This window comes from Halobacterium rubrum (assembly GCF_021729015.1).
Lineage (GTDB): Archaea > Halobacteriota > Halobacteria > Halobacteriales > Halobacteriaceae > Halobacterium > Halobacterium rubrum.
Genome location: NZ_JAJQQZ010000003.1, coordinates 1 through 22,877, shown reverse-complemented (window position 1 = coordinate 22,877; position 22,877 = coordinate 1). Strand labels below are relative to the sequence as shown.

General features: G+C 68.6%; 23 protein-coding genes. 8 read left to right on the top strand and 15 right to left on the bottom strand.

Annotation, left to right across the window (positions count from 1 at the left end; genetic code table 11):
* Positions 1 to 32 precede the first annotated feature (32 nt).
* A complete protein-coding gene (locus LT971_RS11455; RefSeq protein WP_237007068.1) occupies positions 33 to 626 on the bottom strand; it encodes a DJ-1/PfpI family protein in 594 nt (197 codons plus the stop codon).
* A gap of 83 nt (positions 627 to 709) precedes the next feature.
* Between LT971_RS11455 and LT971_RS11450 the strand changes: the two genes are divergently transcribed.
* The gene (locus tag LT971_RS11450) at positions 710 to 1,453 is read left to right on the top strand and encodes an SDR family oxidoreductase (RefSeq protein WP_237007067.1); all 744 of its coding nucleotides are present in this window, start codon (positions 710 to 712) and stop codon (positions 1,451 to 1,453) included.
* Positions 1,454 to 1,483: 30 nt separating this feature from the next.
* On the opposite strand, the gene LT971_RS11445 is transcribed toward LT971_RS11450, so the two are convergent.
* On the bottom strand, positions 1,484 to 4,192 hold the full coding sequence (locus LT971_RS11445; RefSeq protein WP_237007066.1) for a DNA-directed DNA polymerase: 2,709 nt from the start codon (positions 4,190 to 4,192) through the stop codon (positions 1,484 to 1,486).
* Positions 4,193 to 4,296: 104 nt separating this feature from the next.
* Between LT971_RS11445 and LT971_RS11440 the strand changes: the two genes are divergently transcribed.
* From LT971_RS11440 to LT971_RS11430, 3 genes are read left to right on the top strand one after another with little or no spacing between them, the layout of a single operon-like run.
* Positions 4,297 to 4,491, top strand: coding sequence for a DUF7331 family protein (locus LT971_RS11440; protein ID WP_237007065.1), 195 nt, complete (start codon positions 4,297 to 4,299; stop codon positions 4,489 to 4,491).
* A gap of 40 nt (positions 4,492 to 4,531) precedes the next feature.
* The gene (locus LT971_RS11435; protein WP_237007064.1) at positions 4,532 to 4,813 is read left to right on the top strand and encodes a DUF7322 domain-containing protein; all 282 of its coding nucleotides are present in this window, start codon (positions 4,532 to 4,534) and stop codon (positions 4,811 to 4,813) included.
* Positions 4,814 to 4,838: 25 nt separating this feature from the next.
* Positions 4,839 to 5,267 carry a DUF7346 family protein gene (locus LT971_RS11430; protein ID WP_237007063.1) on the top strand — a complete coding sequence of 143 codons (429 nt, stop codon included), beginning with the start codon at positions 4,839 to 4,841 and terminating at the stop codon, positions 5,265 to 5,267.
* Here LT971_RS11430 and LT971_RS11425 read toward each other — a convergent pair.
* From LT971_RS11425 to LT971_RS11410, 4 genes are all read right to left on the bottom strand, one after another.
* Positions 5,255 to 5,515 (bottom strand): hypothetical protein, encoded by a 261-nt coding sequence (locus tag LT971_RS11425; RefSeq protein WP_237007062.1) that lies wholly within the window; start codon positions 5,513 to 5,515, stop codon positions 5,255 to 5,257. The genes LT971_RS11430 and LT971_RS11425 overlap by 13 nt on opposite strands.
* A gap of 39 nt (positions 5,516 to 5,554) precedes the next feature.
* Positions 5,555 to 8,218, bottom strand: coding sequence for a DNA double-strand break repair ATPase Rad50 (rad50, locus tag LT971_RS11420; RefSeq protein WP_237007061.1), 2,664 nt, complete (start codon positions 8,216 to 8,218; stop codon positions 5,555 to 5,557).
* Positions 8,215 to 9,504 carry a DNA double-strand break repair protein Mre11 gene (gene mre11 / locus LT971_RS11415; protein WP_237007060.1) on the bottom strand — a complete coding sequence of 430 codons (1,290 nt, stop codon included), beginning with the start codon at positions 9,502 to 9,504 and terminating at the stop codon, positions 8,215 to 8,217. Before mre11 ends, rad50 begins: the two co-directional genes overlap by 4 nt.
* 130 nt (positions 9,505 to 9,634) lie before the next feature.
* Positions 9,635 to 9,877: a MarR family transcriptional regulator gene (locus LT971_RS11410; protein WP_237007059.1), complete on the bottom strand. Its 243-nt coding sequence runs from the start codon at positions 9,875 to 9,877 to the stop codon at positions 9,635 to 9,637.
* A gap of 123 nt (positions 9,878 to 10,000) precedes the next feature.
* Here LT971_RS11410 and pan1 point away from each other — a divergent pair, with 123 nt between their 5' ends.
* Positions 10,001 to 11,221, top strand: a complete 1,221-nt coding sequence (pan1, locus tag LT971_RS11405) for a proteasome-activating nucleotidase Pan1 (RefSeq protein WP_237007058.1) — start codon at positions 10,001 to 10,003, stop codon at positions 11,219 to 11,221.
* Between the two features lie 30 nt (positions 11,222 to 11,251).
* Here pan1 and LT971_RS11400 read toward each other — a convergent pair whose 3' ends face one another.
* The 3 genes from LT971_RS11400 to LT971_RS11395 all read right to left on the bottom strand — a co-directional run bounded on the left by LT971_RS11400 (position 11,252) and on the right by LT971_RS11395 (position 14,809).
* Positions 11,252 to 14,287 (bottom strand): FAD-binding and (Fe-S)-binding domain-containing protein, encoded by a 3,036-nt coding sequence (locus tag LT971_RS11400; RefSeq protein WP_237007057.1) that lies wholly within the window; start codon positions 14,285 to 14,287, stop codon positions 11,252 to 11,254.
* 105 nt (positions 14,288 to 14,392) lie between these two features.
* A complete protein-coding gene (locus LT971_RS16455) occupies positions 14,393 to 14,527 on the bottom strand; it encodes a hypothetical protein (protein WP_272904820.1) in 135 nt (44 codons plus the stop codon).
* Positions 14,528 to 14,611: 84 nt separating this feature from the next.
* Positions 14,612 to 14,809 carry a DUF5800 family protein gene (locus LT971_RS11395; protein WP_237007056.1) on the bottom strand — a complete coding sequence of 66 codons (198 nt, stop codon included), beginning with the start codon at positions 14,807 to 14,809 and terminating at the stop codon, positions 14,612 to 14,614.
* A 95-nt stretch (positions 14,810 to 14,904) separates the two neighbouring features.
* Here LT971_RS11395 and LT971_RS11390 point away from each other — a divergent pair, with 95 nt between their 5' ends.
* Together LT971_RS11390 and LT971_RS11385 are read left to right on the top strand one after the other, a co-directional pair.
* Positions 14,905 to 15,750 (top strand): polymer-forming cytoskeletal protein, encoded by an 846-nt coding sequence (locus LT971_RS11390; RefSeq protein WP_237007055.1) that lies wholly within the window; start codon positions 14,905 to 14,907, stop codon positions 15,748 to 15,750.
* A 50-nt stretch (positions 15,751 to 15,800) separates the two neighbouring features.
* A complete protein-coding gene (locus tag LT971_RS11385) occupies positions 15,801 to 16,082 on the top strand; it encodes a hypothetical protein (protein WP_237007054.1) in 282 nt (93 codons plus the stop codon).
* Here LT971_RS11385 and LT971_RS11380 read toward each other — a convergent pair.
* Positions 16,079 to 17,158: a hemolysin family protein gene (locus LT971_RS11380; protein WP_237007053.1), complete on the bottom strand. Its 1,080-nt coding sequence runs from the start codon at positions 17,156 to 17,158 to the stop codon at positions 16,079 to 16,081. The genes LT971_RS11385 and LT971_RS11380 overlap by 4 nt on opposite strands.
* A gap of 107 nt (positions 17,159 to 17,265) precedes the next feature.
* On the opposite strand from LT971_RS11380, the gene LT971_RS11375 reads away from it, so the two are divergent.
* Entirely contained in the window at positions 17,266 to 18,447 is a 1,182-nt protein-coding gene (locus LT971_RS11375; protein WP_237007052.1) for a redox-regulated ATPase YchF, read from the top strand.
* 24 nt (positions 18,448 to 18,471) lie between these two features.
* On the opposite strand, the gene LT971_RS11370 is transcribed toward LT971_RS11375, so the two are convergent.
* The 5 genes from LT971_RS11370 to LT971_RS11350 all read right to left on the bottom strand — a co-directional run bounded on the left by LT971_RS11370 (position 18,472) and on the right by LT971_RS11350 (position 22,768).
* Positions 18,472 to 19,254: a class I SAM-dependent methyltransferase gene (locus LT971_RS11370; RefSeq protein ID WP_237007051.1), complete on the bottom strand. Its 783-nt coding sequence runs from the start codon at positions 19,252 to 19,254 to the stop codon at positions 18,472 to 18,474.
* A gap of 48 nt (positions 19,255 to 19,302) precedes the next feature.
* Positions 19,303 to 20,154: a UbiA family prenyltransferase gene (locus tag LT971_RS11365; protein WP_237007050.1), complete on the bottom strand. Its 852-nt coding sequence runs from the start codon at positions 20,152 to 20,154 to the stop codon at positions 19,303 to 19,305.
* Positions 20,155 to 20,228: 74 nt separating this feature from the next.
* A complete protein-coding gene (locus tag LT971_RS11360; protein WP_237007049.1) occupies positions 20,229 to 21,350 on the bottom strand; it encodes a pyridoxal phosphate-dependent aminotransferase in 1,122 nt (373 codons plus the stop codon).
* A gap of 70 nt (positions 21,351 to 21,420) precedes the next feature.
* Complete coding sequence (locus tag LT971_RS11355) at positions 21,421 to 21,765, bottom strand: DUF6176 family protein (protein WP_237007048.1); 345 nt, start codon at positions 21,763 to 21,765, stop codon at positions 21,421 to 21,423.
* Positions 21,766 to 22,021: 256 nt separating this feature from the next.
* Positions 22,022 to 22,768, bottom strand: a complete 747-nt coding sequence (locus tag LT971_RS11350; protein ID WP_237007047.1) for a proteasome assembly chaperone family protein — start codon at positions 22,766 to 22,768, stop codon at positions 22,022 to 22,024.
* Positions 22,769 to 22,877: the final 109 nt, after the last annotated feature.

Genomic DNA, 22,877 nt, shown 5'->3' with positions numbered 1-22,877 from the left:
GCAAAAATGAATTTCCGTTTCGGAAAATCGCGTCAGTCGTCGGCGGCCACCGGGTCCCCGTGCTCGACGGTCGTCCCGAGCACGTCCAGAAACTGCGAAATCCACTCGGCGTGGTCCGGCCACGCCTGCGCCGTCACGAGGTTCCCGTCCGTCGTCACCTCGTCGACCCACGTGCAGCCGGCCGCCTCGCACTCGGGGCGGACGGCGGGGTAGGAGGTCAGCTCGTAGCCGTCCAGCACGCCCGCCGCGGCGAGCAACTGTGGGCCGTGGCAGAGCGTCGCCACCGGCTTCTCGGCGTCGAAGAAGTGCTGGACGGTTTCGATGACCTCGTCGTACGTCCGGAGGTACTCCGGCGCCCGGCCGCCCGGTACGACGAGGCCGTCGTAGTCGGCGGGGTCGACCTCGTCGAGTGTCGCGGTCAGCTCGAAGTCGTGGCCCCGCGTCTCGAGGTACGTCTGGTCGCCCCGGAAGTCGTGGATCGCCGTCTTCACCGTCTCGCCGGCTTCCTTCTCCGGGCAGACGGCGTGGACCTCGTGGCCGACGGCCTGCAGCGCCTGGAACGGCACCATCGTCTCGTAGTCCTCTGTGAAGTCGCCGGTCACCATCAGCAGTTGCTTGCCTGACATTGGTACAGAATAACGTACGCTGGCGGTCTCCATAACTGTTCGCCGGGCGAACCACCAAGACCCTCCCGCACGACGCTCCAGACATGGCCTCGACCGAACTGGACGGCGACATCGCCGTCGTCACCGGCGCCAGCAGCGGTATCGGCGAAGCGACCGCACACGCCCTCGCCAGCGAGGGCGCGAACGTCGTGCTCGCGGCCCGCAGCGAGGACCGCCTCCGCGACGTGGCCGACGCGGTCACCGCCCAGCACGGCACCGACGCACACGTCGTCCCGACCGACGTCGCGGACCGGGACGCCGTCGACGCGCTCGTCGACGCGACCGTCGAGGAGTACGGCAGCCTCGACATTCTCGTGAACAACGCGGGCCTCGCTCGCGGCGAGGGCGTCACGGAGATGACCGACGACCAGTACCACCAGATGATGCGCGTGAACTGCGACGGCATGTTCTACGCCACCCGCGCCGCGCTCCCCCACCTCCAGGAGTCCGAGGGGAACCTCGTCTTCGTCGGGAGCTTCGCCGGCCAGTACCCCCGGCCGTTCAACCCCGTCTACGCCGCGACGAAGTGGTGGACCCGCGGGTTCGCGCACAGCGTCGAAGCCCGCTACGGCGACGACGGCGTCGCCGTCACCGTCGTCAACCCCAGCGAGGTCCGTACCCGGTTCAACGAGACCGACGGCACCGCCTTCGAGGACGCCTTCGACGAGGGCGAGGTCTGCGAACCAGAGGACGTCGCCGGCGCCATCGCGTTCGCGGCCACACAGGACCCGCCCGCGACGACCAGCGAAATCGACGTCTACCGGCAGGACAAGTTCTCGCACTTCTGACCGAGTGCGGGACGGGCCGCGCCCGGAGCGCTACGTGAAACTCCCGAGGCCGGTCTGTGTCTGCCCGGACTTCACTTCGTCCCAGGAGATGTCCAGCGCCTCGAGGATGCGCTCGATGGGTCCCTTGAGGGTCTTGTCCAGCATCTTGTCGTAGTCGACCTCGAACTCGTCGGGGATCTGGTCGGCGTACTCGTAACAGATGACGTCCGGGTCGCGCTTGAACTCGATGTACAGCGGGTCGTCGTCGGCGCCCGGCTGGTCGGCCTCGAACTCGCGGAAGAACTCGGGGTGGACCTTCGCGAGGTAGAGCCGCTTGGGCTTCGAGCCGCGGTCGAAGTTCGTTCCGAGCAGGAGGTTCGCATACTTCGCGCCACGCACTTGCGCCGTGTCCGTGTCGTAGTTGTCCAGGCGTTTGCCGATGCCGCCCGGGATACCGATGTCGTCGAGGTCCACGTCGCCGTCCTGGAACTCCTCGATGACGCCGTGGACGTAGTCCTCGACGCCGTCCACGTCGCCCTCCCGCACCACGAGGTCGATGACCTCCTTCTGGACGCGCTTCGTGATGGGTGCGATGTCCGAGCGCTGGTACTCGAAGCCCGTGATGTCGACGTCGTCGACGTCCTTGCCCTCCTTCCAGACGATGTGGCCGGCGTAGCGCTTCTTCTTGCCCGCCTGGAAGAACCGACGGTAGAGCTTCTCGAACTCGATCTGGAAGCGGTGGTCGTCGGCGTTCAGCTGCTCGCTGGCGAACTCGTCGTAGGCGGCGTTGATGTGGTCCTCGATGTCGAAGGACTCCTCGATGGCCTCCTCTTTGGTCATCCCGCCGCCGAGTTCGAGCATGACGCTGTCGGTGTCGCCGTATGCGACCTCGTAGCCGAAGTCCTCGGCGGCTTCTTCGGTGAACGAGATGACCTCGCGGTTCGTGGAGGTGACGCCCGCGCTCATCGCGCGGTCGTACAGCCGGAAGCGGTCCCAGCCGAACACGCCGTAGAGGCTGTTCATGATGACCTTCACGGCGGCCTGCTGGCGGTCGTAGCGCTCGTAGTCCTCGCTGTCCGGGTCGTGGTCGTCCCGGAGTGCCTTCTTGTCCTCGCGTTCGGTGAGGAGCTCGTCGACCATCTCTCGGATGATGCCGTCCGGCTCCTTCCGGAAGTGGACGCCCGTCGGCGTCTGGTAGGTCTCCCCGTCGAACTCGTCGGGGTCGACTTTGGTCTCCGGGCTGGCGTTGATGGTCACCATCGACATCGGGTAGAGGCTCTTCAGGTCGAGCACGGAGACGTTCTCCCGGACGCCCGTGATGGGGTCGAAGACCGCGCCGCCCTCGAACTCCTCGGCCTCCTGTTGCCCCTTCGACGGCAACACGAAGTTCCCGTACGCCTTGTGCAGGACGTACATGTCCACGGCGTCGCCGGGCGTCGTCGCGTCCTCGAGCTTGCAGCCCACCAGTTTGCGGGCCTCGTCCCAGAACGCCACGATGGACTGCTTGCGGTCGATCTCCACGCAGAGCTCGACGTCCCGGAGGTTGTACTCCAGCAGGCGCTCGGGGTCGTCCTCCCAGAGGTCGCCGATGTCGCCGGGGTAGCGCTCCTTCCCGACGCCGAGTTCCTGCTCGCCGACGGCGTCCAGCCGGTAGGAGTCGAGTTCGGAGTACTTCGTGCGCTGGTAGGCGTACAGCAGGTCGAAGACGACCCGGCCTTTCACGTTCGGGCCGCCCCACCCGGACGTCCAGACCTCGCTCACGCGCGACAGCCGGTCGGAGTCGAGGTCGTGACTCGTTCCAGAGTCGAGTTCGTCCAGCCGGTCGATGAGGTACGGCGCGTCGAAGTCGTCGAAGTTCCAGCCCGTCAGGACGTCCGGGTCCGTCTCCTCGATGTACGCGAGGAACGCCTCGTGCATCGCCTCCTCGCTGTCGAAGACCCGGACGTCGACGTCGAAGTCGTCGGACAGCGGGTCGTAGCCCGGAACGTCCTCGGGGCTCTCGACGGTCGCGTCCGGGGCCGTGTACAGCCACGCGACGTACTCGTCGCGGTAGGAGTCGTGGCTCGTCAGGCAGACGACCGGCTCCTCGCCGTCCTCCGGGAAGCCGTTGCGGTCGTCGACCTCGATGTCGAAGGTGTTGACGCGCAGGTCGGCGGTGACCTCGCAGGCCTCGACCTCGTCGTGGTGGACGTAGACGGCGCCGTCGTCGGCGCGGCGCTCGGGGACCCGGATTCCCTCGGTGACGTCCTTGTCGATGAGCAGGCGGTTCGGGAACAGGATGTCGGCCTCGTAGTGCTCGAACTCGTCGCGGATGTTCCCGACGTCCCGCGGGGTCCGACCGAAGATCTTCGTCAGTTCCTCGCCCCGGATGGACTCGTAGCCGTCCTCGGTGCCGGTGATGACTTCGTCGGTGAGGTCGTCCTCTGAGAGCGTCTCGGTCGGCGCGTAGAAGTACGGCCGGAATCCGTGCACGCGGACGTGCTCGGCCTCGTTGTCCGCCGTGCGGCCGAAGACGTGGAGAACGGGTCGCTCGCGGTCTCCCGACCCCTCGACGGTGTAGTCGACCTGCGTCACCATCAGTTCGACCTCGCCCTCGGCGTCGGGCAGCGCGTCCTTCTCCGCGGTCAGCACCTCGTTCACGACGGGGTCGGCGTCACCGGCGACGACCGCGGCCTCCTCGCGGACCGTCTCTTCGCCGGGGCCGTTGCCGCCGCCCCCGTCGCTCTCGTGCATGAACTCGGAGAGCTCGGTGTTTCCCATTGTCCCCGGATTCGTCCGTCTCCCCTAAAAACTCGCCCTTCGGCGCGGCAGAAACGGACACGGGGAGAAGGCTTATACCATGTGATTCCATACCACACTTCGAGGTGACAGACGTGACAGACCACGCAGCGGGCGACCGGCATCGCCACAACGACGTCCCACAGCTGCCAGAGGGTGACGACGCACGAGACAGCGTCGAAGCCTACGACACAGACGACGGGGTCGTACTCTACGACGCGGAGAATCCGCTCGCGTGGCTCAAAGGCACGAACGCCGTGCCACTGGGCGACGCCCTCTAGAACCAGTAACGCTTTCCTCCCACACACCCCAGTTTCCGTCGTGCTCGACGACCTCCCGTTCGCCGACGAAGAATCCGAGACCGAGCAGGAGCTGGCACCCTCGGTCGACATCCCGGACGCGTCGGCCGCCAGCACCGAACTCCAGCGCAAGTTCTGGACGCTCGTCCTCGTCTTCAACGCCGCCATCCTCTCGCTGAGCATCGGCGCGATGCTCGTCGGCTTCCAGGGGGACTGGGACGCCGGCGGCAGCCTGCTCGCGGCCGGCATCGTCCTCTCGGTCTACGGCGGCTTCAGGTACCGCACGTACACCCGCAAGGACTAACGCCGCCGACCTCGTTCTGCCGGGCGTGCAGACGGTACGGGACGCAGACGGCCGCCGCTGGCTCCTCCTCAAAGAGAGCTCCGAGAGCAGCAGAGTCAGAGACCCCGAGACCGGCGAGGAGGCCTTCCTACCGAACGACGAGCTCGAGCCCGCGGGCGGCGAGTCCCCCTTCGAGGCGCTCGCCAGCAGCGTCCCCGGGCCCGCTCGCCGCGTCGCCCGCTCCTGCCACGAGGACTGGCAGTTCGGGTTGCTCGTCGCCCTCGCCGACGACGGTCCGCAGCCGGTCAGAGAACTGCTTTCCGACGCCGCGGCCTGCGAGAGCGACTTCCTCGGCGCCACCACCGAACTCCGCGCGGCCGGCCTCCTCGCGGAGACGACTGTCGGTGGCGAACGCGCGTACGAACTCACAGCGGACGGCCGCGACGGCGTCGACGCACTCCGTCAGGCCGACTGAGCGCGGCCGTGATAGCCGGTGACCGCAAGCACCGACAGCGACACCGCCACCGCTCCGAGCCCGAACGCCCACAAAAGCGGCGTCGACGCCGCGATACCGCCGACGCTGAGGGCGGCGCCGAGCAGTGCGAGTCCCCCGCCCAGCCACAGTAGCTGCCGCATCGCCGCGCTCCCGCCCCTGTTCTCTGCTTCCCCCGCCGTCGTCGTTGTCGTCCTGGTGCCCGAGGACGTGCCCTGACTCGTCGGCATAGTGGCCACTTGCCCTCCACGGTAAGGAGTCTTCCGGGACTAGTCAGCCAGCGGGACAGTCTCGTCGCGGACCACTTTCGACCGGTTCGAGGTGGCGTCTTTCTCGACGCGCACCACGTCGTCGGCGGCGTCCACCAGCTCCTCGTCGTGGCTCACGACGACGATCTGTTCGACGCCCAGCCGGCGCATCGACTCCACGAGCTCCACGAGCTGGGAGACGTGCCCGGAGTCCAGGAACACCGTCGGCTCGTCGAGGATGAGCGGCGGCAGCGGCGCCTCGCCGTCGATGCCCTCCGCGAGCAGCCGGTAGATAGCGGTCCGCAGACTGAGGTTGAACAGCGCGCGCTCCCCGCCGGAGAGCTGCTCGGGTTCCAGCGGCTCGCCGTCCTTCTGGTAGACGGTGAGCTCGTACTCGCCGGAGAGCTCGATGCGGGCGTACGAGTCGTTCTGGTACACCAGCTCGAACGTCTCGTTCAGGAGGCGTTCGAGCTTCGAGACGTTCTGCTGGCGGAGCTCCGCCCGCAACTCGCCGTACGTCGACTCCAGTTCCGAGACCTCGTCGTGCAGCGCCTGGAGGTCCTCGTACCGGGACTGCACGCGCTCGCGCTCCTCGCGCAGCTCCTCTAATCGTCTAATTTCTCCTTTGAGGTCCCCGATGTTCTCGGTGAGGTCGTCTTTCCGTTCTCGGAGGGCTTCGAGTTTCGGCTCGACCTGTTCGAGGTAGTCCTCGGCGCGCTCTCTGTCCTCGCGGGCGGCCTCGACGCGGTCGTCGTCGAACTCGCTCTCGAGGGCGCGCTTGCGCTCCCGCAGGTCCGACAGCCGGTCGCGGCGCTCCTCGTTCTGGTCGGCCAGCGACTCGCGCTTCTCGGTGAGGCGCTCGGCCGTCTCCCGTGCCTCGACAGCTGCTTCGAGGACGTCGACGAGGTCGTCCAACTGTTCGATTCGTTGCTCGAGCTCCAGCTTCTCGGACTGAAGTTCACCCAACTTCTGCTGTTTCTCATCAGTTTTCTGTTCTTTTTGCTCAGCTTCTTCGCGTGCGTCCTCGGCTTCGTCGTCGAGGTCGTCGGCGCGCTCGCGCTTCTCCGCCGCCTGCTCGCGCTTCGCTTCGGCGGCTTCGTCCCGCTCGTCGCGGCGTTCGACGGCGAGTTCGCGGTCCCGCTGGAGGTCCGCGACCTCGCGCTCTGCGTCCACCAGCGACTCGGCGCGGTCGACGCGCTCGGCCACCTCGTCGAGGTCGCGCTCGACGGCTTCGAGGTCGGCCTCGAGGTCGGCGACGCGTTCGCGGTACTCGTCGACGCTCTCGACGTGCGGGGAGCCCTCGACCGGCTGCCCGCACTCGGGGCACTTCCCCTCGTCGAGGAGCTCCTCGGCCTCCGCGACCCGGTCCTCGGCCGACTGGAGGTCGGCACGGACCTCCTCCCGCTGCTCACGCAGTTCTTCGCGCTCGGTCTCGGCGTCGGCGAGGAACGCCTCGGCGTCACCGAACTCGACCGGTGCGTCGTCGAATGCCGTCTTCGCGTCCTCGATGTCGGCGTCCAGCGCCTCGATGCGGTCGGCTGCCTCGTCGCGCTTCGCAGCCGCGTCGTCCGCTTCGGCGTCGAGGTCGGCCGCCTCCTCGCGCAGCGCCTCCGCGCGCTCTTCGAGGTCGTCGGCTCGCTCGGCGGCGCTGTCGGCCTGCTCGGTGAGCCGCGACACCTCGGGCGCGAGGTCGCTCACCTGCTCGGTCACCGCCTCCCGCTGTTCGGCGACGGCGTCGCGTTCAGCCGCGGCCGACTCGGCGTCCGGGTCGTCGAGCCCGGCCTCGTCTGCGAGGGCTGCGGCCTCGTCGTCGAGTTCCCCGGCTCGCTCGCGGTGCTCGCTGACGCGGTCGGCGAGGTCCTCGCGCTCGCTCTCCGCCTCCACGACGGCCTCCCGGACCTCCGCTATCGTGTCCTCGACGCCCGCCAGCTCCTCGCGCTTCTCCTCGTAGCGTTCGAGGACATCCTCCGCCTCGTCCAGCGTCTCCTGGGCCTGCTCGCGCTGCTCGTCGAAGTTCTCGATGTCCTCGTTCACGTCAGCGAGCTCGGATTTGAGGGTCGCGAGGCGGTCGTGGGGGTCTGCGGCCTCCTTCTCCGAAATCTGGTCGTCGAGCTGGTCGATTTTCCCCTCGACGTTGCTCTTGACGTCCTCGACGCCGAGGCGGGCGTCGCCGGCGCGCTGCCGGTAGTCTTCGAGCTTCCCGAGCTGGAGCAGGTCGTCGATCATGTCCTGGCGGGTGCTCGGGGAGGCGTTGATGAGCTTGTTCACCTCGCCCTGCCGGACGTACGCGCAGTTCACGAACGCCTCGGCGTCCATCCGCAGCAGGTCTGCGACGTGGCCCTCGACGTCCTGCACGCCCTCGATCTGGCCCGATGGCGTCTCCAGTACGCAGTCGGCGGTCTGGGCGCGGTCGCCCGTGTACCGCACGCGTCGGTGGACGTGGTAGTCGCCGCCGGCGTGCTCGAACCAGAGGTCGATTTCGGCCTCCTCCTCGCCGATGGTGACGACCTCGTCGAGCGTCTTGTCGAGCGCACTGGTGCCGTACAGCGCGAAGAAACACGCCTCCAGCAGGCTGGACTTCCCGCTGCCGTTCAGCCCGTGGATGACCGTCACCCCGCGGTCCAGCGCCACGTCGGCGTCCTCGTAGCACTTGAAGTTCGTCAGCGACAGTCGCGTGAACCTCATTGGAAGTCCTCCATGGTAGCAGTCTGGGCGTCTGGCTCGGCTCCGTCGTCGGTGCCGGCGGTGTCGTCGTCGGCGACGTCGGCGTCGTCGGCGGCGACAGCCGGCTCTTCCGTACTGCTCGCCTCCGTCTCGGCGTCGGCGTCCTCCTCGCGCTCGGCGTCGAGTCCGGCGTCGTCGCCGTCGAGGACGGCTTCGGCGCGCTGCTTCACTCGCTGCCGGACGTTCGCGTCGGCGACCGTGGCGTCCCGCACGGTCTCGTCGACGTCGAGGGCCGGCTCGCTCAGCCCCATCTCGCGGACGCGCTCCCTGACGGCGTCGTCCGGGTCGGCGAAGGAGACGTCGACGTCGGTCTCGTCGTCGACCTCGCGGCGGTCGTTCACTCGAGTGAGGAGGGCGCCGTGGTCGTCGCCGAAGCGCTCGACCTCGGCCGGCGTGACGTTCTCGCCGTCGCCCTCGACGGTCACGACGACGACGGCGTCCGTGAGGTCGTGCTCGCGCAGGCGCTCCTGGACGAACGCCGTGCCGTCCTCCGGGCCGAGGTCGACGTCCACGAACACGAACTCGCGGGTGTCGATGCCCTTCCGGGAGATGGCGACGCCGTCCCTCCCGGCGCCGTCGGCCTCACCGTCGAACTCGACGACGTTGTAGCCACGGGGGTCGCGTTCGCTCGCGCTCGCGCGCTCGGTCGACCCGCAGTACGTCACCCAGGTGTCGCCGACCTGCGCGGTGTCGGCGGCGTGGTTGTCGCCGAGGAGGACGGCGTCGAAGTCCACCGTCGACTCGCTCAGGACGACGTCGAGGTCCCAGTCGGCGTGCGGGAACGGCGTGAACAGGCCGTGGGAGACGAGCGCGGCGCGGTCCGCGTCGTGGCCGTCGAACGCGTAGTCGAGGTCGTCGCGCTTCGACTCGGGGACGTAGTCCAGCCCGTAGAAGGCGGTGTCGTCGACCACGCGGGGCGAGTCGTCGAGGCGTTCGGCGAGCCCGAGCGTCTCGAAGAGGTCGAGCCACTGCGCGTCCCGCGTGCCCTCGTGGTTGCCGACGACGGCGAGAAACGGGATGCCGGCGTCCGCGAGCGGCCGCAGCACGGCGATGGTGTCGAGGATGTCCCGGAGGCCGGGCTGGCGGTCGTGGTAGAGGTCGCCGGCGTGCACGACGGCGTCGACGGACTCGTCGACGGCGTCCTCGACGACGGCCCGGAAGGCGTCGAGGAAGTCCTGTCGTCGCTCGGGGGCGTGGTACTGTCGGTACCCGAGGTGGGTGTCCCCCGTGTGGATGACGCGAGCCATGTACTGGCAGAGTGTAGCGGTACGGCGGATAAAGCTTCGGCGCTCGACAGTAGTTCGGTGAGCGCGGGGAGCGCGGGCGGCCTCGAATGCAGGAGTGGTGGCTGGGCCGTCGTGGAGGGCGGCGGCCGGGTCAGTTCAGCGTGTAGAGGCGCTTGCGGGCGTCCGAGAACGAGAAGCGCGACTCGACGACGTCGTGTTCCTCGAGTCGCGTCAGCGCGTACCGGACTGTGCGGTCGGGCAGCAGCGTTTCCTCGGCGAGTTCGCTCTGCGAGAGGGTATCGTTGTACTCCAGTACCTTCGCGACGAGCTTCGCGCTCGGCGGCAGGTCTTCGAGGGCTTCCACGGTGTCGGCGTCGATGGCTGTCGCGCTCATACCTACCGATACCGAATGCACCCGCATAATGGTTTCGGAATTGAATATACACTGTGGTAATCTCGTCGGGTGGGGGTACGACCACCCGAAGCCTCTTGTGCGGCACCCCCCTACCTCGGTGTGATGACCGACACCGTCGAGGACGTGGAGCTCCCCTACGACGACAGCGCCTCTCAGCAGGAGAAGCTCGAGGCGCTAGAGGAGCAACTCTCTACCCTCGAAGAGGAGAACGAGGAGATGCGCGACCGGTTGCTCGACGCCAACGCCGAGAACAACAAGTACCAGCAGAAACTCGAGCGGCTCTCCCACGAGAACAAGAAACTCAAGCAGTCCCCGCTGTTCATCGCGACCGTCCAGGAACTCAACGACGAGGGCGCCGTCATCAAACAGCACGGCAACAACCAGGAAGCCCTCACCGAGGTCACGGACGAACTCCGCGAAGACCTCGAACCCGGCGCCCGCGTGGCCGTCAACAACTCGCTGTCCGTCGTCCGCCGGCTGGACGACGAGGCGGACGTCCGCGCCCGCGTCATGGAGGTCGACCAGTCCCCCGACGTCGGCTACGAGGACATCGGTGGCCTCGACGAGCAGCTCCGCGAGGTCCGCGAGACTGTCGAACTCCCGATGAAGGACCCCGGGCTGTTCGAGACCGTGGGTATCGACCCGCCCAGCGGCGTGCTGCTGCACGGCCCACCCGGCACCGGGAAGACCCTGATGGCGAAGGCCGTCGCGAAGCAGACCGACGCCACCTTCATCAAGATGGCCGGCAGCGAACTCGTCCACAAGTTCATCGGCGAGGGCGCGAAGCTCGTCCGCGACCTCTTCCAGGTCGCCCGCGACCACGAGCCCGCCGTCGTCTTCATCGACGAGATCGACGCCATCGCCTCGAAACGAACGGACTCGAAGACCTCGGGCGACGCCGAGGTCCAGCGGACGATGATGCAGCTCCTGAGCGAGATGGACGGCTTCGACGAGCGCGGCGACATCCGCATCATCGCCGCCACCAACCGCTTCGACATGCTCGACCGCGCCATCCTCCGGCCCGGCCGGTTCGACCGCCTCATCGAGGTGCCGGTCCCGGACGTCGAGGGCCGCGAGAAGATCTTCCGCATCCACACCCGCGAGATGAACGTCGCCGACGACGTGGACTTCGCGGCGCTGGCCGCCGAGACGGACGACCTCTCCGGCGCCGACGTGAAGGCAATCTGCACGGAGGCGGGGATGTTCGCCATCCGCGACGACCGCCAGGAAGTGACGATGCAGGACTTCCAGTCCGCCCGCGAGAAGCTCGAGCAGGACACCGAGGCAGAAGCGACCGCCGAGCCGTCCCGGACGTTCGCGTAAGTCTCTCCCGCTCTCGCGGTTTTCGCCGTCTCACTCGCAACCGGCCAGCGACTGCGCCACCTTCTCGATTGGATGCAGGGGGTCACCGTCGGCCGCCACGTCGTCCCTGCCCTCGAGTTGCGTGCGGCAGGACGTCCCGGGCGCGACCACCTCGTCGCAGTCTGTGGCAGCGACCTTATCGACGAGGATGTCGGCGATGGACTGCGAGAGGTCGTAGTGTTCGGCCTCGTAGCCGAAGCTCCCGGCCATCCCGCAGCACGTCGAGTCCAGCGGGTCGACCCGGTAGCCGGCGCGCCGTAACACGCCGACGGCGTGGTGGTCGGTGCCGACGGCCTTCTGGTTGCAGTGACCGTGGTACGCGAGGTGCTCGTCCCCGGCCGCGAAGCCGATCTGTTCGTCCAGGCGTTCCCTGTCGAGGTACTCCATGATTCCCTGCGTGGCTCCCGCTACCCGGTCGACCGCTGCGCCGTCCAGCAGGTCCCGGTAGTCGTCCTGCACGACCACGGCGTCCGCCGGTTCGACGAACACCGGGGTCCAGCCGTCCTCGATTCTCGGTGCGAGCGCGTCCACCACGTCGGCCGCGCGGCGCTGCGCCCGGTCCAGGAACCCCAGCGAGTACGCCGGCCGGCCAGACGGTCGTGGGTTGGCGAGCGCGACATCCACGCCGGCGGCTTCGAGGACCTCGACGGCAGCCTTCCCGGGGGCGGCGTTCGTGTACTCGGTGAAGGCGTCGGGGACCAGCAGAACCCGGTCCGTGGGGTCGGCCGGCGGACTGGAGTCGCGAGCCTCGAACCAGTCGGTGAGCGTCTCCCGCTGGAACGTCGGGAGGTCGCGCTCTGGGGCGACGCCGAGTGCTCGTGCGGCGACCCAGTCGGACCCCGGGAGGGCGGTCGCCCAGTTCGAGACGGGGGCGAGCGCGCTACCGAGCGCGAGCAGGCGGTGCACGTCGGCGAACAGTCGCTCGCGGACGCCAGCGCCCTCACGCTCGTGGTACCGGTGTTTCGCTTCGGCCTTGAGTTTCGCGAGATCGACGCCCGTCGGGCAGTCGCTCGCGCAGGCCTTGCAGCCGACGCAGACGTCGAGGACCTCCGCCTGGAAGCGCTCGGAGTACAGTTCGTCCTCCGGGAGGTCCCCGGAGATGGCGGCTCGCAGCATGTTCGCTCGGCCGCGCGTGGACTCGACCTCGTTCCGGGACGCGCGGTAGGTCGGACACATCACGTCGGAGCCGGTCTGCCGGCACGTCCCGCAGCCGTTGCAGAGCTCCACGAGGTCCGAGAAGCCGCCCTCGTCGGCGAAGTCCAGGGTCGTCGTCGGCTCGACTGACTGGTAGTCGGCGCCGTAGCGGAGCCACTCACGGGCGTCCGCTGGCTCGCCCGGCCGCAGGTCGCTCGGCTCCGCGACGTCGCCCTCGTCCCGGTAGACGACCTTGCCGGGGTTCATCCGCCAGTCGGGGTCGAACGCCGACTTCAGCTCCTTGAACGCCGCCCAGAGCTCCGGCCCGTACATCTTGGGGTTGAACTCGGTGCGAGCGAGGCCGTCCCCGTGCTCGCCCGAGAACGCGCCGTGGTGGTCCAGCACGAGACTCGTCACGTCCTCGGTGATGGCGTGCATCGTCTCGACGCCCCGCTCGTCTTTGAGGTTCAGGATGGGGCGGACGTGGAGTGTGCCGGCGCCGGCGTGGGCGAAGTACGCCGCCGACGTGCCGTGGTCGTCGAGGACCGCCTCGAAGGCCTGGACGTACTCGGCGAGTTCCTCGGGCGGCACGGACGCGTCCTCGATGAACGGGTAGGGCTTCGCGTCGCCCTCCAGGCTCATCAACAGGGGAATCGCTGCCTTCCGGAGTTTCCAGAGCGCGTCCTGCTCAGCCTGCTCGTGGGCCTCGAGCACGTCGAAGGCGGCACCGCCGGCGACGAACTCGGCGGTCGTCGCGTCGATGGCGGCCGCGAGGTCGTCGTGGCACTCGGCGTCGAACTCCAGCATCAGCGCAGTCTCGCAGCCCGCCGGGATGGGCGCGGCGTACTCCGCGTACTCCTGGGAGTCGGCGGCGAGCCGGAACACCTCGTCGTCCATCAGTTCGACGGCGCTGGGGTCGTAGTCGAGCGCCGTCGGCACCGCCGCCACGGCGTCCACGAGGTCCTCGAAGCAGTACAGCGCGAGCGCCGTCTCCTCGGGGACAGTCACCAGGTCAAGCGTCGCCTCGACGACGGTGCCCAGCGTTCCCTCGGCGCCGACGAGGAGTTTCGCGAGATTCAGGACGCGCTCGCCGTCGTCGTTCTCGTAGACGGCCTTCTGGAGGTTGTAGCCGGAGACGCAGCGTTTGAGGTCCGGGTAGCGGGCGTCTATCTCGTCGGCGTTGTCCTCGACGAGCCGGCGGACCGTCCGGTAGATGTCGGCCTCGCGGTCGTCGCCAGCGACGATTTCGTCCCACTCGGGGGAGTCGAGGACGACCTCGCGGGCGTGCAGCAGCGACCCGTCCGCGAGCACGACTTGCAGTTCCTCGACGTAGGCGTCCGTGATGCCGTACCGGACGGAGTGGGCGCCCGTGGAGTTGTTCCCGATGCCGCCCCCGATGGTCGCCCGGTTCGCCGAGGCGGGGTCGGGCGCGAACTGCAGGCCGTGCTCGGCGAGGACGGCGTCGAGGTCGTCCTGCACGACGCCCGGTTGGACGGTCGCGCGCCGCCCCTCCGGGTCGACGGCCAGCACGTCGTCCATGTGCTTGCTCAGGTCGAGCACCACGCACCCTGGACCGACGGTCTGCCCCGCGAGCGAGGACCCTGCGCCCCGCGGGAGCACCGGCACGTCGTGGTCGGTTGCGACGCGGACCGCCGCCCGCACGTCGTCGACGCCCTCGGGGAGGACGACACCGGCCGGCCGGGCGCCGTAGACGCTGCCGTCGGTCGCGTACAGCACCTGTGCGTACTCGTCGAACTGTACGTCGCCGTCGACGGCGTCCCGCAGGTCCGCCGCGAGGTCGGCGGCGGCTGCCGCCGAGTCCGGAGAGTCGTGACCGCGAGCGCGCCCGGTTTCCTCGGGCCCGCTGCGGTCGGCGGAGTCGTCTATCGCCACACCGGACAGACGGTTTCCCGTTAGTTAATCTCTCTCACTAGACGGGAAATCGACAACTTCCACGGTGGTCACCGAGTGAGTGCCGGGTAGTGGCCGGAGTCCGCCTCAGAGCGCGGTGAACAGGAAGTACGGAACGAGAAACAGCAGCGCGGTCATCGCGGCGAGTACGAGCCCGTAGCTGACGAACGTTCCCAGCGCCGTCCACCACGAGTCGTGGTCGAACTGGTCGAGCGCGTCCATACCCGTGTGTCCGGGCGGCGCGCCGTAAGCGTTGCCATCAGAACGGCCGACGTCGGCGGCGGCGGCGACGACCGGCCGTTCGCGTCAGTCGACGATGTCGCCGATGCGGCGGGGCTCCCCGGAGAGCGCGGGGTTGGGCTCCACGAGCTGGAGGACCTCGTGGTCGGTGACGTTCTGGTAGTCTTTCTGGGTCGCCTGCTCGATGAGGTCTTTCTCCATCCAGAACTCGGTGCCCTCGTACACCACGTCAACGCCGTCGTCTTCGAAGGAGAGCGTCGTCATGTCCGGAGGTACGCGCGCACAGACTAAACACCGTCGTCTGACGGTCGTCTGACGCTCTCGCGGGGTTTATAGCGGTGCGCGCTCTGGGACCGGGTGTGCTCGGCCCGAACCCGATCGACCGGCTCCTGATTCCGGACGAGACCACCGTCGAGGAACACGACCTCGTCACGGACGGCGACGTCCTCGTCGGCGGCCAGTCGACGGTCGAACTCGGGGTTCGCGGCCGCAGCGTCGTCGCGGGTGAACGCGTCTCCTTCGACGGCGACATCGAAGCCGAGGGCGACTGCCGGCTGGACATGTGGTGTGAGGTCGACGGGAACGTGCTCGCAGAGCAGGACGCCTACCTCGGCGAGCGCGCCCACATCACGGGCCGGCTCGTCGTCGGCGGGGACCTCGACATCGGCGACGACGTCGACATCGAAGAGGGCTTCGAGGCTTCCGGCTGGATCGTCATCCGGAACCCGATGCCGACGCTGACGTTCTTCGTGATGTACCTCACGCACCTCCTGCAGCTCGGCGAGGAGGAGGAAGCCGAAGAGCTCGTCCAGGAGCTGGCGGCGGACGGTGACCGCGACCCGCTGACGATTCCGCGGTCCGCGAGCGTCTCCGACGACGCCTGGCGGGTGTCGACGCCGGCGACCATCGGCGACGACTGCCGGCTGCACGGCAACATCCGCGCGACCGAGATCGACGTCGGCTCCGGGAACAACGTCTTCGGGAGCCTGCGCGCCCAGCAGGACGTCGCGGTGGGCGCCGGCACGAAGATTCACGGCGACGTGACGACCCGCGACGGCGACGTCCACGTGCAGGGCGACGCCGTCGTCCTCGGGGACGTCTCCGGCGAGGACGTCACAATCGACGAGGACGCCGACGTCGACGGCGTCATCCGCGCTCGCGGCGAGATGCGCCTCGGGAGTTCGGCCGACCGGGACGCCGAGTGACGCGGTCGGACCGCCGGGTTTCTTGACGGCTCCACGACCAGCCAGCGGTGATGCCCTCCACTGACGGGGACGGTACGGAGAACCGGTCGGTGAACAGCGACCACGGTCCGCCGTGGCTGGGCCTCCGTCTGCTTCCGGCGGCGGTACTCGCGTGGCTCGGCGTACTCGCGCTGCTCACCGGTGTTCACGGCGTCTGGTGGATGCTCGGCGAGTCGAACCCCGCGCACGTCGGATACGGCGTCCCCAGTCTGCTGTGGGACAGCGCGCTCGTGTTCGTCGGCGTCTACTTCCTCACAGCGGCCGTCGGGAGCGCTGCCACCCGGCTGGATTAGGACTGTGTCGTCTCGGCCTCGTCGTCGTAGGGGTCCTCGACCTCGCCGGCGATGGCTTCCAGCGCGTCCGTGATCGTGACCATGCCGACGACGCTGCCGGTGTCGGGGTCGGTGACGAACGCGAGCTCCTGTCGTTCGGCCTGGAAGCGGTCGATGGCCTCGCTGACGGAGGTTTCGGCGTCGAACTCCAGTGGCGGGTGGGCGACGTCCTCGAGGGTGAGCGTGCCGTCCCGGAGGTCCTCGAGGTCCCGGAAGACCTCCGGGAGGTAGACGATGCCCCGGAAGTCCTCGGTCGACTCGCCGACCAGCGGGTACCGGACGTGGGGTGTGTCGGCCATCCGGGCGAGGTTCGTCTCCAGGTCGTCGGTCGTCGAGACGGCGACGACCTCGTCGATCGGGACGGCCTCGTCGCCGACGGAGATGCGGTCGATGTCGAGTGCGCCGATGACCTCCTCGCGGCGTTCCTCGGAGAGGTCGCCCCGCCCGAGCACCGAGTCGAGGCGGTGCCGGAGGTCCGCCCGGGACTCGACGACGTCCTCCTCGGTCTCCAGCCACGCGCCCGTCATCTCAACGCCGAACAGCCGCAGCGTCCCCTTCGCGATGCCGTCGCCCAGCGTGATGACCGGCGAGATGAGGTAGTGGAACCAGTACAGCGGCGTGGCGCCGTACTTCGACACGAACCGAGAGCGCTCGACGCCGAGGTAGGTCGGCGTCTGCTCGCCGTGCGTGAGGTGGACGAGGTTGATGATGAGGAACGCGATGATGGCGCCGCCGCCGACCGAGGCGAGGAGCGTGTTCGCGAAGAGTGGTTCGAAGATGGCGGCGAGCGCGGGTTCGGCGACGATACCGACCGCGATGGACGAGGCGGTGATGCCGACCTGGCAGGTCGTCAGGTAGAGTTCCAGGTCGTCGGTCATCTCCCAGGCGCGCTCCAGACGTCTGTTGCCGTCGACGAACTCGTCTTCGGTGAACTGCCGTGCGCGAGTGAGCGCGAACTCGATAGCGACGAAGAAGCCGTTGGCCAGTATCAGCGCGACACCGGCGACAAGTCGGACAGCGACCTCGAGTCCGTTCATCACCGGAGCCGTTTCGGAGAGAGCCCCGTGACTCTTTCGGGCGTTCGCGCCCGGTGGGGTTCCGCCAACCGAAAGACGCTTTCCGGCGGTCGGGCAACGGTAGTGGTATGCTGTCTATCGCGCTCGCCGGGAAGCCCAACGCCGGGAAGTCGACGTTCTACACGGCGGCGACGCGCTCCGAGGTGGACGTGGCGAACTACCCGTTCACCACCATCGACGCGAACCGGGGCGTGACCCACGTGCGGACCGAGTGCCCGTGTCTCGAGCGCGAGGAGCGCTGCGGCCACGAGCACTGCCACGACGGGAAGCGTTACGTACCCGTGGAGTTGCTCGACGTGGCGGGGCTAGTTCCGGGCGCTCACGAGGGCCGCGGGCTCGGCAACCAGTTCCTCGACGAGCTGTCGAACGCCGACGTCATCGTGAACGTCGTCGACGCCTCCGGCGGGACGAACGAGGAGGGCGAACCCGTCGAAATCGGCGAGCACGACCCGGTCGAAGACATCGACTTCGTGGAAGAGGAGATGGACCTCTGGCTGGCGGGCATCGTCGAGGACAACTGGGAGAGCGTCGAGCGCGCGTCCCGGTCGCCGGGCTTCGACATCGAGGCGGCCGTCACGGACATGATGACGGGCTTCGGCGCCAGCGAGTACCAGGTCGCGGCTGTGCTCCGGGACATCGACTACCCCGAGGACCCCATCCAGTGGACTGACGAGGACCGCGAGGCGCTGGCCCGAGGCGTCCGCGAGCGCACGAAGCCAATCGTCGTCGTCGCCAACAAGGTCGACGTCGCGCCCGAGGAGAACGTCCAGCGCCTGCTGGACCTCGACAAGCCCGTGATTCCGGCGACGGCGCAGGGCGAGCTGGCGCTGCGGCGCGGCGACGACGCGGGCTTCCTCGACTACGACCCCGGCGACGACGACTTCGAGATTACGGGCGAGGTCAGCGGCGACCAGCGCGACGCCCTCGAGGACCTCCGGGAGACGATGCAGGCGTACGGCGGCACGGGCGTTCAGGGCGCGCTCGACTACGCCGTCTACGACCTCCTGGAGATAGTGACGGCGTTCCCCGTCCAGGACCAGTCGAAGTGGACTGACGCGAAGGGCAACGTCCTCCCCGACGCCTTCCTGCTGGAGTCCGGGTCGACGCCCGTCGACCTGGCGTACGCCGTCCACTCGGACATCGGCGACGGCTACCTCCACGCCGTCAACGCCAAGACCAAGCGGGAGGTCGGCGAAGACTACGAGCTCGAGGAGGGCGACGTGGTCAAAATCGTCTCCACGGCGAAGTAGCCGCCCGGAACAGCTCCGTTCGCTTCAGTCGACGAGTCTCGCGACGAAGACGCCGACGTCCTTCTCGACGCGGAGTTCGCCGTCCTCGAAGCGCTCCCGGAAGTCGCGCTCCACGTCCGGGCCGATTTCGGGGTCGAAGCCGGGCAGTGAGAGCACGTACGCCACCAGCGGCTCCGGCGAGTCGACGACCAGTTCGGTGTCGAAGCGGCGGCACTCGACGCTGTCGAAGTACTCCCGCAGCTGGTCGCCGCCGTTCTGCAGCGAGAACCCGAGCTCGTTGGGCGCGTCGCCGTAGTCGGCGGCGACCGCCCAGAGTTCGGCGAGGTTGTCGTCGCCGTTCGTCGCGGCGTGGAGTTCGCCGCCGGGCTTCAGGACGCGCCGAATCTCGGCGAGCGCCTGCTCGCGGTCGGCGTCGTCGAGGTGGTAGAGCAGGTGGTTCGCCGTGACGGCGTCGAAGGTGTCGTCCGGATAGGGGATGTCGCGGGCGTCGACCACGTCGAAGTTGAACTCACGGGGGAACTCCTCGAGGGCCTCCATCGCGTCCATCACCATCCCCTGGAAGGCGTCGGTGACGGTGACGTCCCAGCCGTCGGGCACCCGGTCGGCGTTCGTCGCCCAGAACGTCGCGGGGCCGGCACCGAGGCTGAGTACCGACGCGTCCGCGGGGAGGTCGAGCTGGTCGAACAGCCACTCGTGGAGGGACCGCTCGCTGGTGGAGAAGCGGGTGTGCAGCACCTGGCGGGCGCCGAGGTTCTCGGCGTCCTCGTACTGGTCGGCGACCACGTCGTCGTCCTGCCAGTCGCTCATGTCCGGAGCGTCGTGGTCGGACGCCTTCAGGCCACCGGCTACGGGGCGTCAGGCCAGCGGCTGGAACCAGACGGCGGCGACGAGCACGGCGAGGAAGACGTAGCAGCCCCGCACGAGCAGCATCGTGGCGACGCGTGGGGTGCTGCGAGCGGCGAACGCCGCGACGACGCCGAAGGCGGCGACGGCGAGCACGGTGCTCGGCGGGAACACCGACAGCGCCGCGAACGCCGCGACGCCGACCATCGCAGCCCCCATCAGGCCGTACGCGAAGCGTCGTGCGGCGGGCTTGCCGAGCACCACGGCGACCGTTCGCTTGTCGATGGTCTGGTCGTAGTCGTAGTCCTTCGAGTCGTCGACGACCTTCACGCCGGTCAGGAGAACCAGCAGGACGGCCGCGAACGCCAGCGACCGCACGCCGAGGGCGCCGGCCTGCGCGTAGTAGCCGCCGAGCAGCGAGACAGCGATGCCGGCGGGGTAGCCCGTCGTCGTCGTGACGGGGTTCGTGTCCAGCTGGGGGGCGTGGTGGTAGCCGATGAGCCACGCCGGCAGCGCGAGTGCGGCGGCACCCGGACCGACGAGCCCCCAGAGGCCGCCGGCGCACGCGAAGAATCCGAGCGAGGAACCGGCGAGTGCGGCCCGACAGCCCGCCCTCGTGAGCGGGTGGTCGTCGTCCTCGCCACGCACGTGGAAGTCGACGAAGCCGTCCTTGACGTGGGCGGTGTAGACGGCGAAGAACATCGCCGCGAGGTGGACGGCGGCGACGCCGAGGGAGAACGAGCCGGCGAGCACGGCGCCGAACGCCGACGCCGCCAGCGGCGGCAGCATGAACACCGGGTGGACCTGGGAAGCCAGCGCGGCCACGGACGCTCGCGCGCCTCGGCCGTGCCGCGAAACGTGCATGGTGGTACCAATGAACGGAGCCGGCATAACTGTCAGGGCACGATGCAGAACCCGCACCGGGCCCCGGTCGGGTCCTACTGGACGGCGTCGGTCGCCGCGCGCATCACGTCGACGGCCTCCCGCAGCGACTCCATGTCCGTGGCGTACGAGATGCGGGCGTAGCCCTCACCGTGCTCGCCGAACGCTTCCCCGGGCACGACGACGACGCCGCGGTCGACGACCTCGTCCACCCAGCCGTCGGGGACCTCGGGCATCGCGTAGAACGCGCCCTCGGGCGTCGCCACGTCCAGCCCCATGTCTTCGAGCCCGTCGAGGAGGACGTCCCGGCGCTCCCGGAAGGACGCGACCATCTCGTCGACGACGTCCTGCGGGCCGGACAGCGCAGCCTCGGCGGCGTACTGTGCCGGGGCGCTGGCGCAGGCCTGGACGTACTGGTGGACGCGCAGCATGCGCTCGGCGCGGCGTTCGCTGGCGGCGACCCAGCCGAGCCGCCAGCCGGTCATCGAGTACGTCTTCGAGCACGCGTTCACGACGACGACGTTGTCTGTCTCCGCGAACTCCATCGGGGAGCGGTGCTCGCCCTCGAAGACGATGTGCTCGTAGACCTCGTCGCTGATGCAGAGCACGTCGTGTTCGTCGGCGATGCGCGCGAACTCCCGCATGTCGTCGGGGGACTGCACGGCGCCGGTGGGGTTCGCCGGCGAGTTCACGACGAACGCGGCCGTGTCCTCGGTGATGCGGTCCTCGACAGTTTCGGGGTCGAGCGTCAGGTCGTCGCGCAGCGGGAGCCCGACCGGGTCGCCGCCCGCGACGCGAGTGAGCGCGTCGTAGGAGACGAACCCGGGGTCGGGGAACAGCACTTCCTCGCCGGGGTCGACGTGGGCCTCCAGTGCGATGTGCAGCGCCTCGCTGCCGCCCGCCGTCGCGATGACGCCCTCGGGCGCGACCTCGACGCCCTGGTCGCGGGCGTGTTTCTCGACGATGGCGTCGACGAGGTCGGGCGTCCCGCGGTTCGACGTGTAGCCGTCGGCCTTCCCGGCTTCGATGGCGTCGACAGCGGCCTGCCGGGCGTGCTCGGGCGTCGGGAAGTCGGGCTGCCCGAGTCCGAGGTTGATTGCGTCCTCGCCCGCCGCCTCGAACACCTCGCGGATGCCGCTGATGGAGACCTGCTCCACGCGCTCGGAGAACTCCGTCATACCACAGACGGGGACGGGACACCTGATAACTCTTGGCGAACCGGGCAGCCGTCCGGTGGCACCAGCCTGCTCACTGGCGCTCGGGGTTCTCCAGATGGTAGAGGAACTCGTAGTCGCCGACTTCCTCGCCGTCGGCGAGCACGTCCGCCAGCACTCGCTTGTGGTCCTCGTCGATGTCGTGCGTGGAGGCCTCGAACGCTTCGTACACGGCCTCGATGTCGTCGGCTTTCATGTAGTAGACGAGGTAGTCGCCGTCGTCGGTGTGTTCGACGAACGCCGTCTCCGAGTGCATCCCCTCGTCCCGCAGCGTCTCTACCGCCTCGTCGCTGCGACGCTGTACCTCCTCGGCCCACTCCCGGAGTCGCTCTGTCTTCCCGTCGGCTATCTCCTGTTTCGAGAGGACGACGTCGACCATACCGGCGCGTCGCGGCGATCTCGCTTAACTGTTGTCCGGACAACTGATTTGTGTCACACAATCCGGGTCCCACGGTCACTGTGACCGACCAGACTGCCGGCAGCCACGTCAAGCATCCGCGAGCGCCGTCGGCGCTCGCGGTTCACCGCGCGAACGAAGTGAGCGCGGGGAGTTTTTAGCGTAGCTTTTTGCAAGGGGGATTCCCACAGCGAGCGCCGCAGGCGCGAGCAAGGCAATCCCCCGCAGCAAAAAGGTACTATTGGAACATCCGCATCGGTTTCGCTTGCGTCGATTCCTCTTCGCTGGCTTCCTGCATGCGCTGGGCGAGTTTCTCTTTCTGGTCGCGGATCTCCTCGGCGCGTTCGACGAGATCGTCTGTCGGGACGTCGATGCCGGTGACCGGGGCGATGGCGGAGTCGATGAGGCGGCGGGCGGCGGCTGGGTCGGGGAACTGGGGGTCGGATTCGACGACGAGGGCGATGGCGTCGAGGTCGGCTTCGGCGGCGCTGTTGACGAGGGCGCCGGTGGGGCCGCCGACGACGCCGCGTTCCGGTGGGGTGTCGATGTCGTGGTCGGCGAGGCGGTCGGTGCCGTCTCCGGAGCCGATGCCGAAGACTGCGGGGAGGTCCCCGGGTTCGTGGTTCTCGTCGGGGAGCCCGGAGAGGTACAGTGGGGTGACGTCGTGGGAGTCCAGCCAGGTGGTGACGCAGTCGGCGAAGTCGCTGGAGCCGCTGCGGGCGACGGGGACGTCGCTCTGGAGCGCGAGGAGGTCCCGTGATTCGTCGGCGTGGATGCGGACGGGCGGGACGACGTCGCGGGAGTCGTCGTCGTAGACGGCGACGCTCGGGATGCCGTCGCAGTCGATGCTGGCGACGAGGTCCATGTCGTAGGTCTCGACGATGTGGTCGGTGGCGATCTTGCCGACGAGGCCGACGCCGGGGAGGCCTTCGACGAGTGTGGGGTCGTCGAGGTCGAGGTCCGTGCGGAGGTTCACACTGGCCATACTCGGGATTCGGCGCACGGTCGCATAAAAGCGTGGGCGGGTGTGACGGTGGTGTTCAGATAAGGATTGAAAGGCGAGGCGGAGCGTTTTCTGAGTGTCTATGCCCGAA

Excerpts from the sequence above, each read along its gene's own strand:
- LT971_RS11370 (WP_237007051.1), bottom strand. The coding sequence starts at position 19,254 with ATGAGCGACTGGCAGGACGACGACGTGGTCGCCGACCAGTACGAGGAC.
- LT971_RS11360 (WP_237007049.1), bottom strand. The coding sequence starts at position 21,350 with ATGACGGAGTTCTCCGAGCGCGTGGAGCAGGTCTCCATCAGCGGCATC.
- pan1 (WP_237007058.1), top strand. The coding sequence starts at position 10,001 with ATGACCGACACCGTCGAGGACGTGGAGCTCCCCTACGACGACAGCGCC.
- LT971_RS11425 (WP_237007062.1), bottom strand. The coding sequence starts at position 5,515 with ATGCCGACGAGTCAGGGCACGTCCTCGGGCACCAGGACGACAACGACG.
- LT971_RS11410 (WP_237007059.1), bottom strand. The coding sequence starts at position 9,877 with ATGAGCGCGACAGCCATCGACGCCGACACCGTGGAAGCCCTCGAAGAC.
- LT971_RS11455 (WP_237007068.1), bottom strand. The coding sequence starts at position 626 with ATGTCAGGCAAGCAACTGCTGATGGTGACCGGCGACTTCACAGAGGAC.
- LT971_RS11445 (WP_237007066.1), bottom strand. The coding sequence starts at position 4,192 with ATGGGAAACACCGAGCTCTCCGAGTTCATGCACGAGAGCGACGGGGGC.
- LT971_RS11450 (WP_237007067.1), top strand. The coding sequence starts at position 710 with ATGGCCTCGACCGAACTGGACGGCGACATCGCCGTCGTCACCGGCGCC.
- LT971_RS16455 (WP_272904820.1), bottom strand. The coding sequence starts at position 14,527 with ATGGACGCGCTCGACCAGTTCGACCACGACTCGTGGTGGACGGCGCTG.
- LT971_RS11385 (WP_237007054.1), top strand. The coding sequence starts at position 15,801 with ATGCCCTCCACTGACGGGGACGGTACGGAGAACCGGTCGGTGAACAGC.
- LT971_RS11355 (WP_237007048.1), bottom strand. The coding sequence starts at position 21,765 with ATGGTCGACGTCGTCCTCTCGAAACAGGAGATAGCCGACGGGAAGACA.
- rad50 (WP_237007061.1), bottom strand. The coding sequence starts at position 8,218 with ATGAGGTTCACGCGACTGTCGCTGACGAACTTCAAGTGCTACGAGGAC.
- LT971_RS11395 (WP_237007056.1), bottom strand. The coding sequence starts at position 14,809 with ATGACGACGCTCTCCTTCGAAGACGACGGCGTTGACGTGGTGTACGAG.
- LT971_RS11375 (WP_237007052.1), top strand. The coding sequence starts at position 17,266 with ATGCTGTCTATCGCGCTCGCCGGGAAGCCCAACGCCGGGAAGTCGACG.
- LT971_RS11380 (WP_237007053.1), bottom strand. The coding sequence starts at position 17,158 with ATGAACGGACTCGAGGTCGCTGTCCGACTTGTCGCCGGTGTCGCGCTG.
- LT971_RS11365 (WP_237007050.1), bottom strand. The coding sequence starts at position 20,154 with ATGCACGTTTCGCGGCACGGCCGAGGCGCGCGAGCGTCCGTGGCCGCG.
- LT971_RS11350 (WP_237007047.1), bottom strand. The coding sequence starts at position 22,768 with ATGGCCAGTGTGAACCTCCGCACGGACCTCGACCTCGACGACCCCACA.
- mre11 (WP_237007060.1), bottom strand. The coding sequence starts at position 9,504 with ATGGCTCGCGTCATCCACACGGGGGACACCCACCTCGGGTACCGACAG.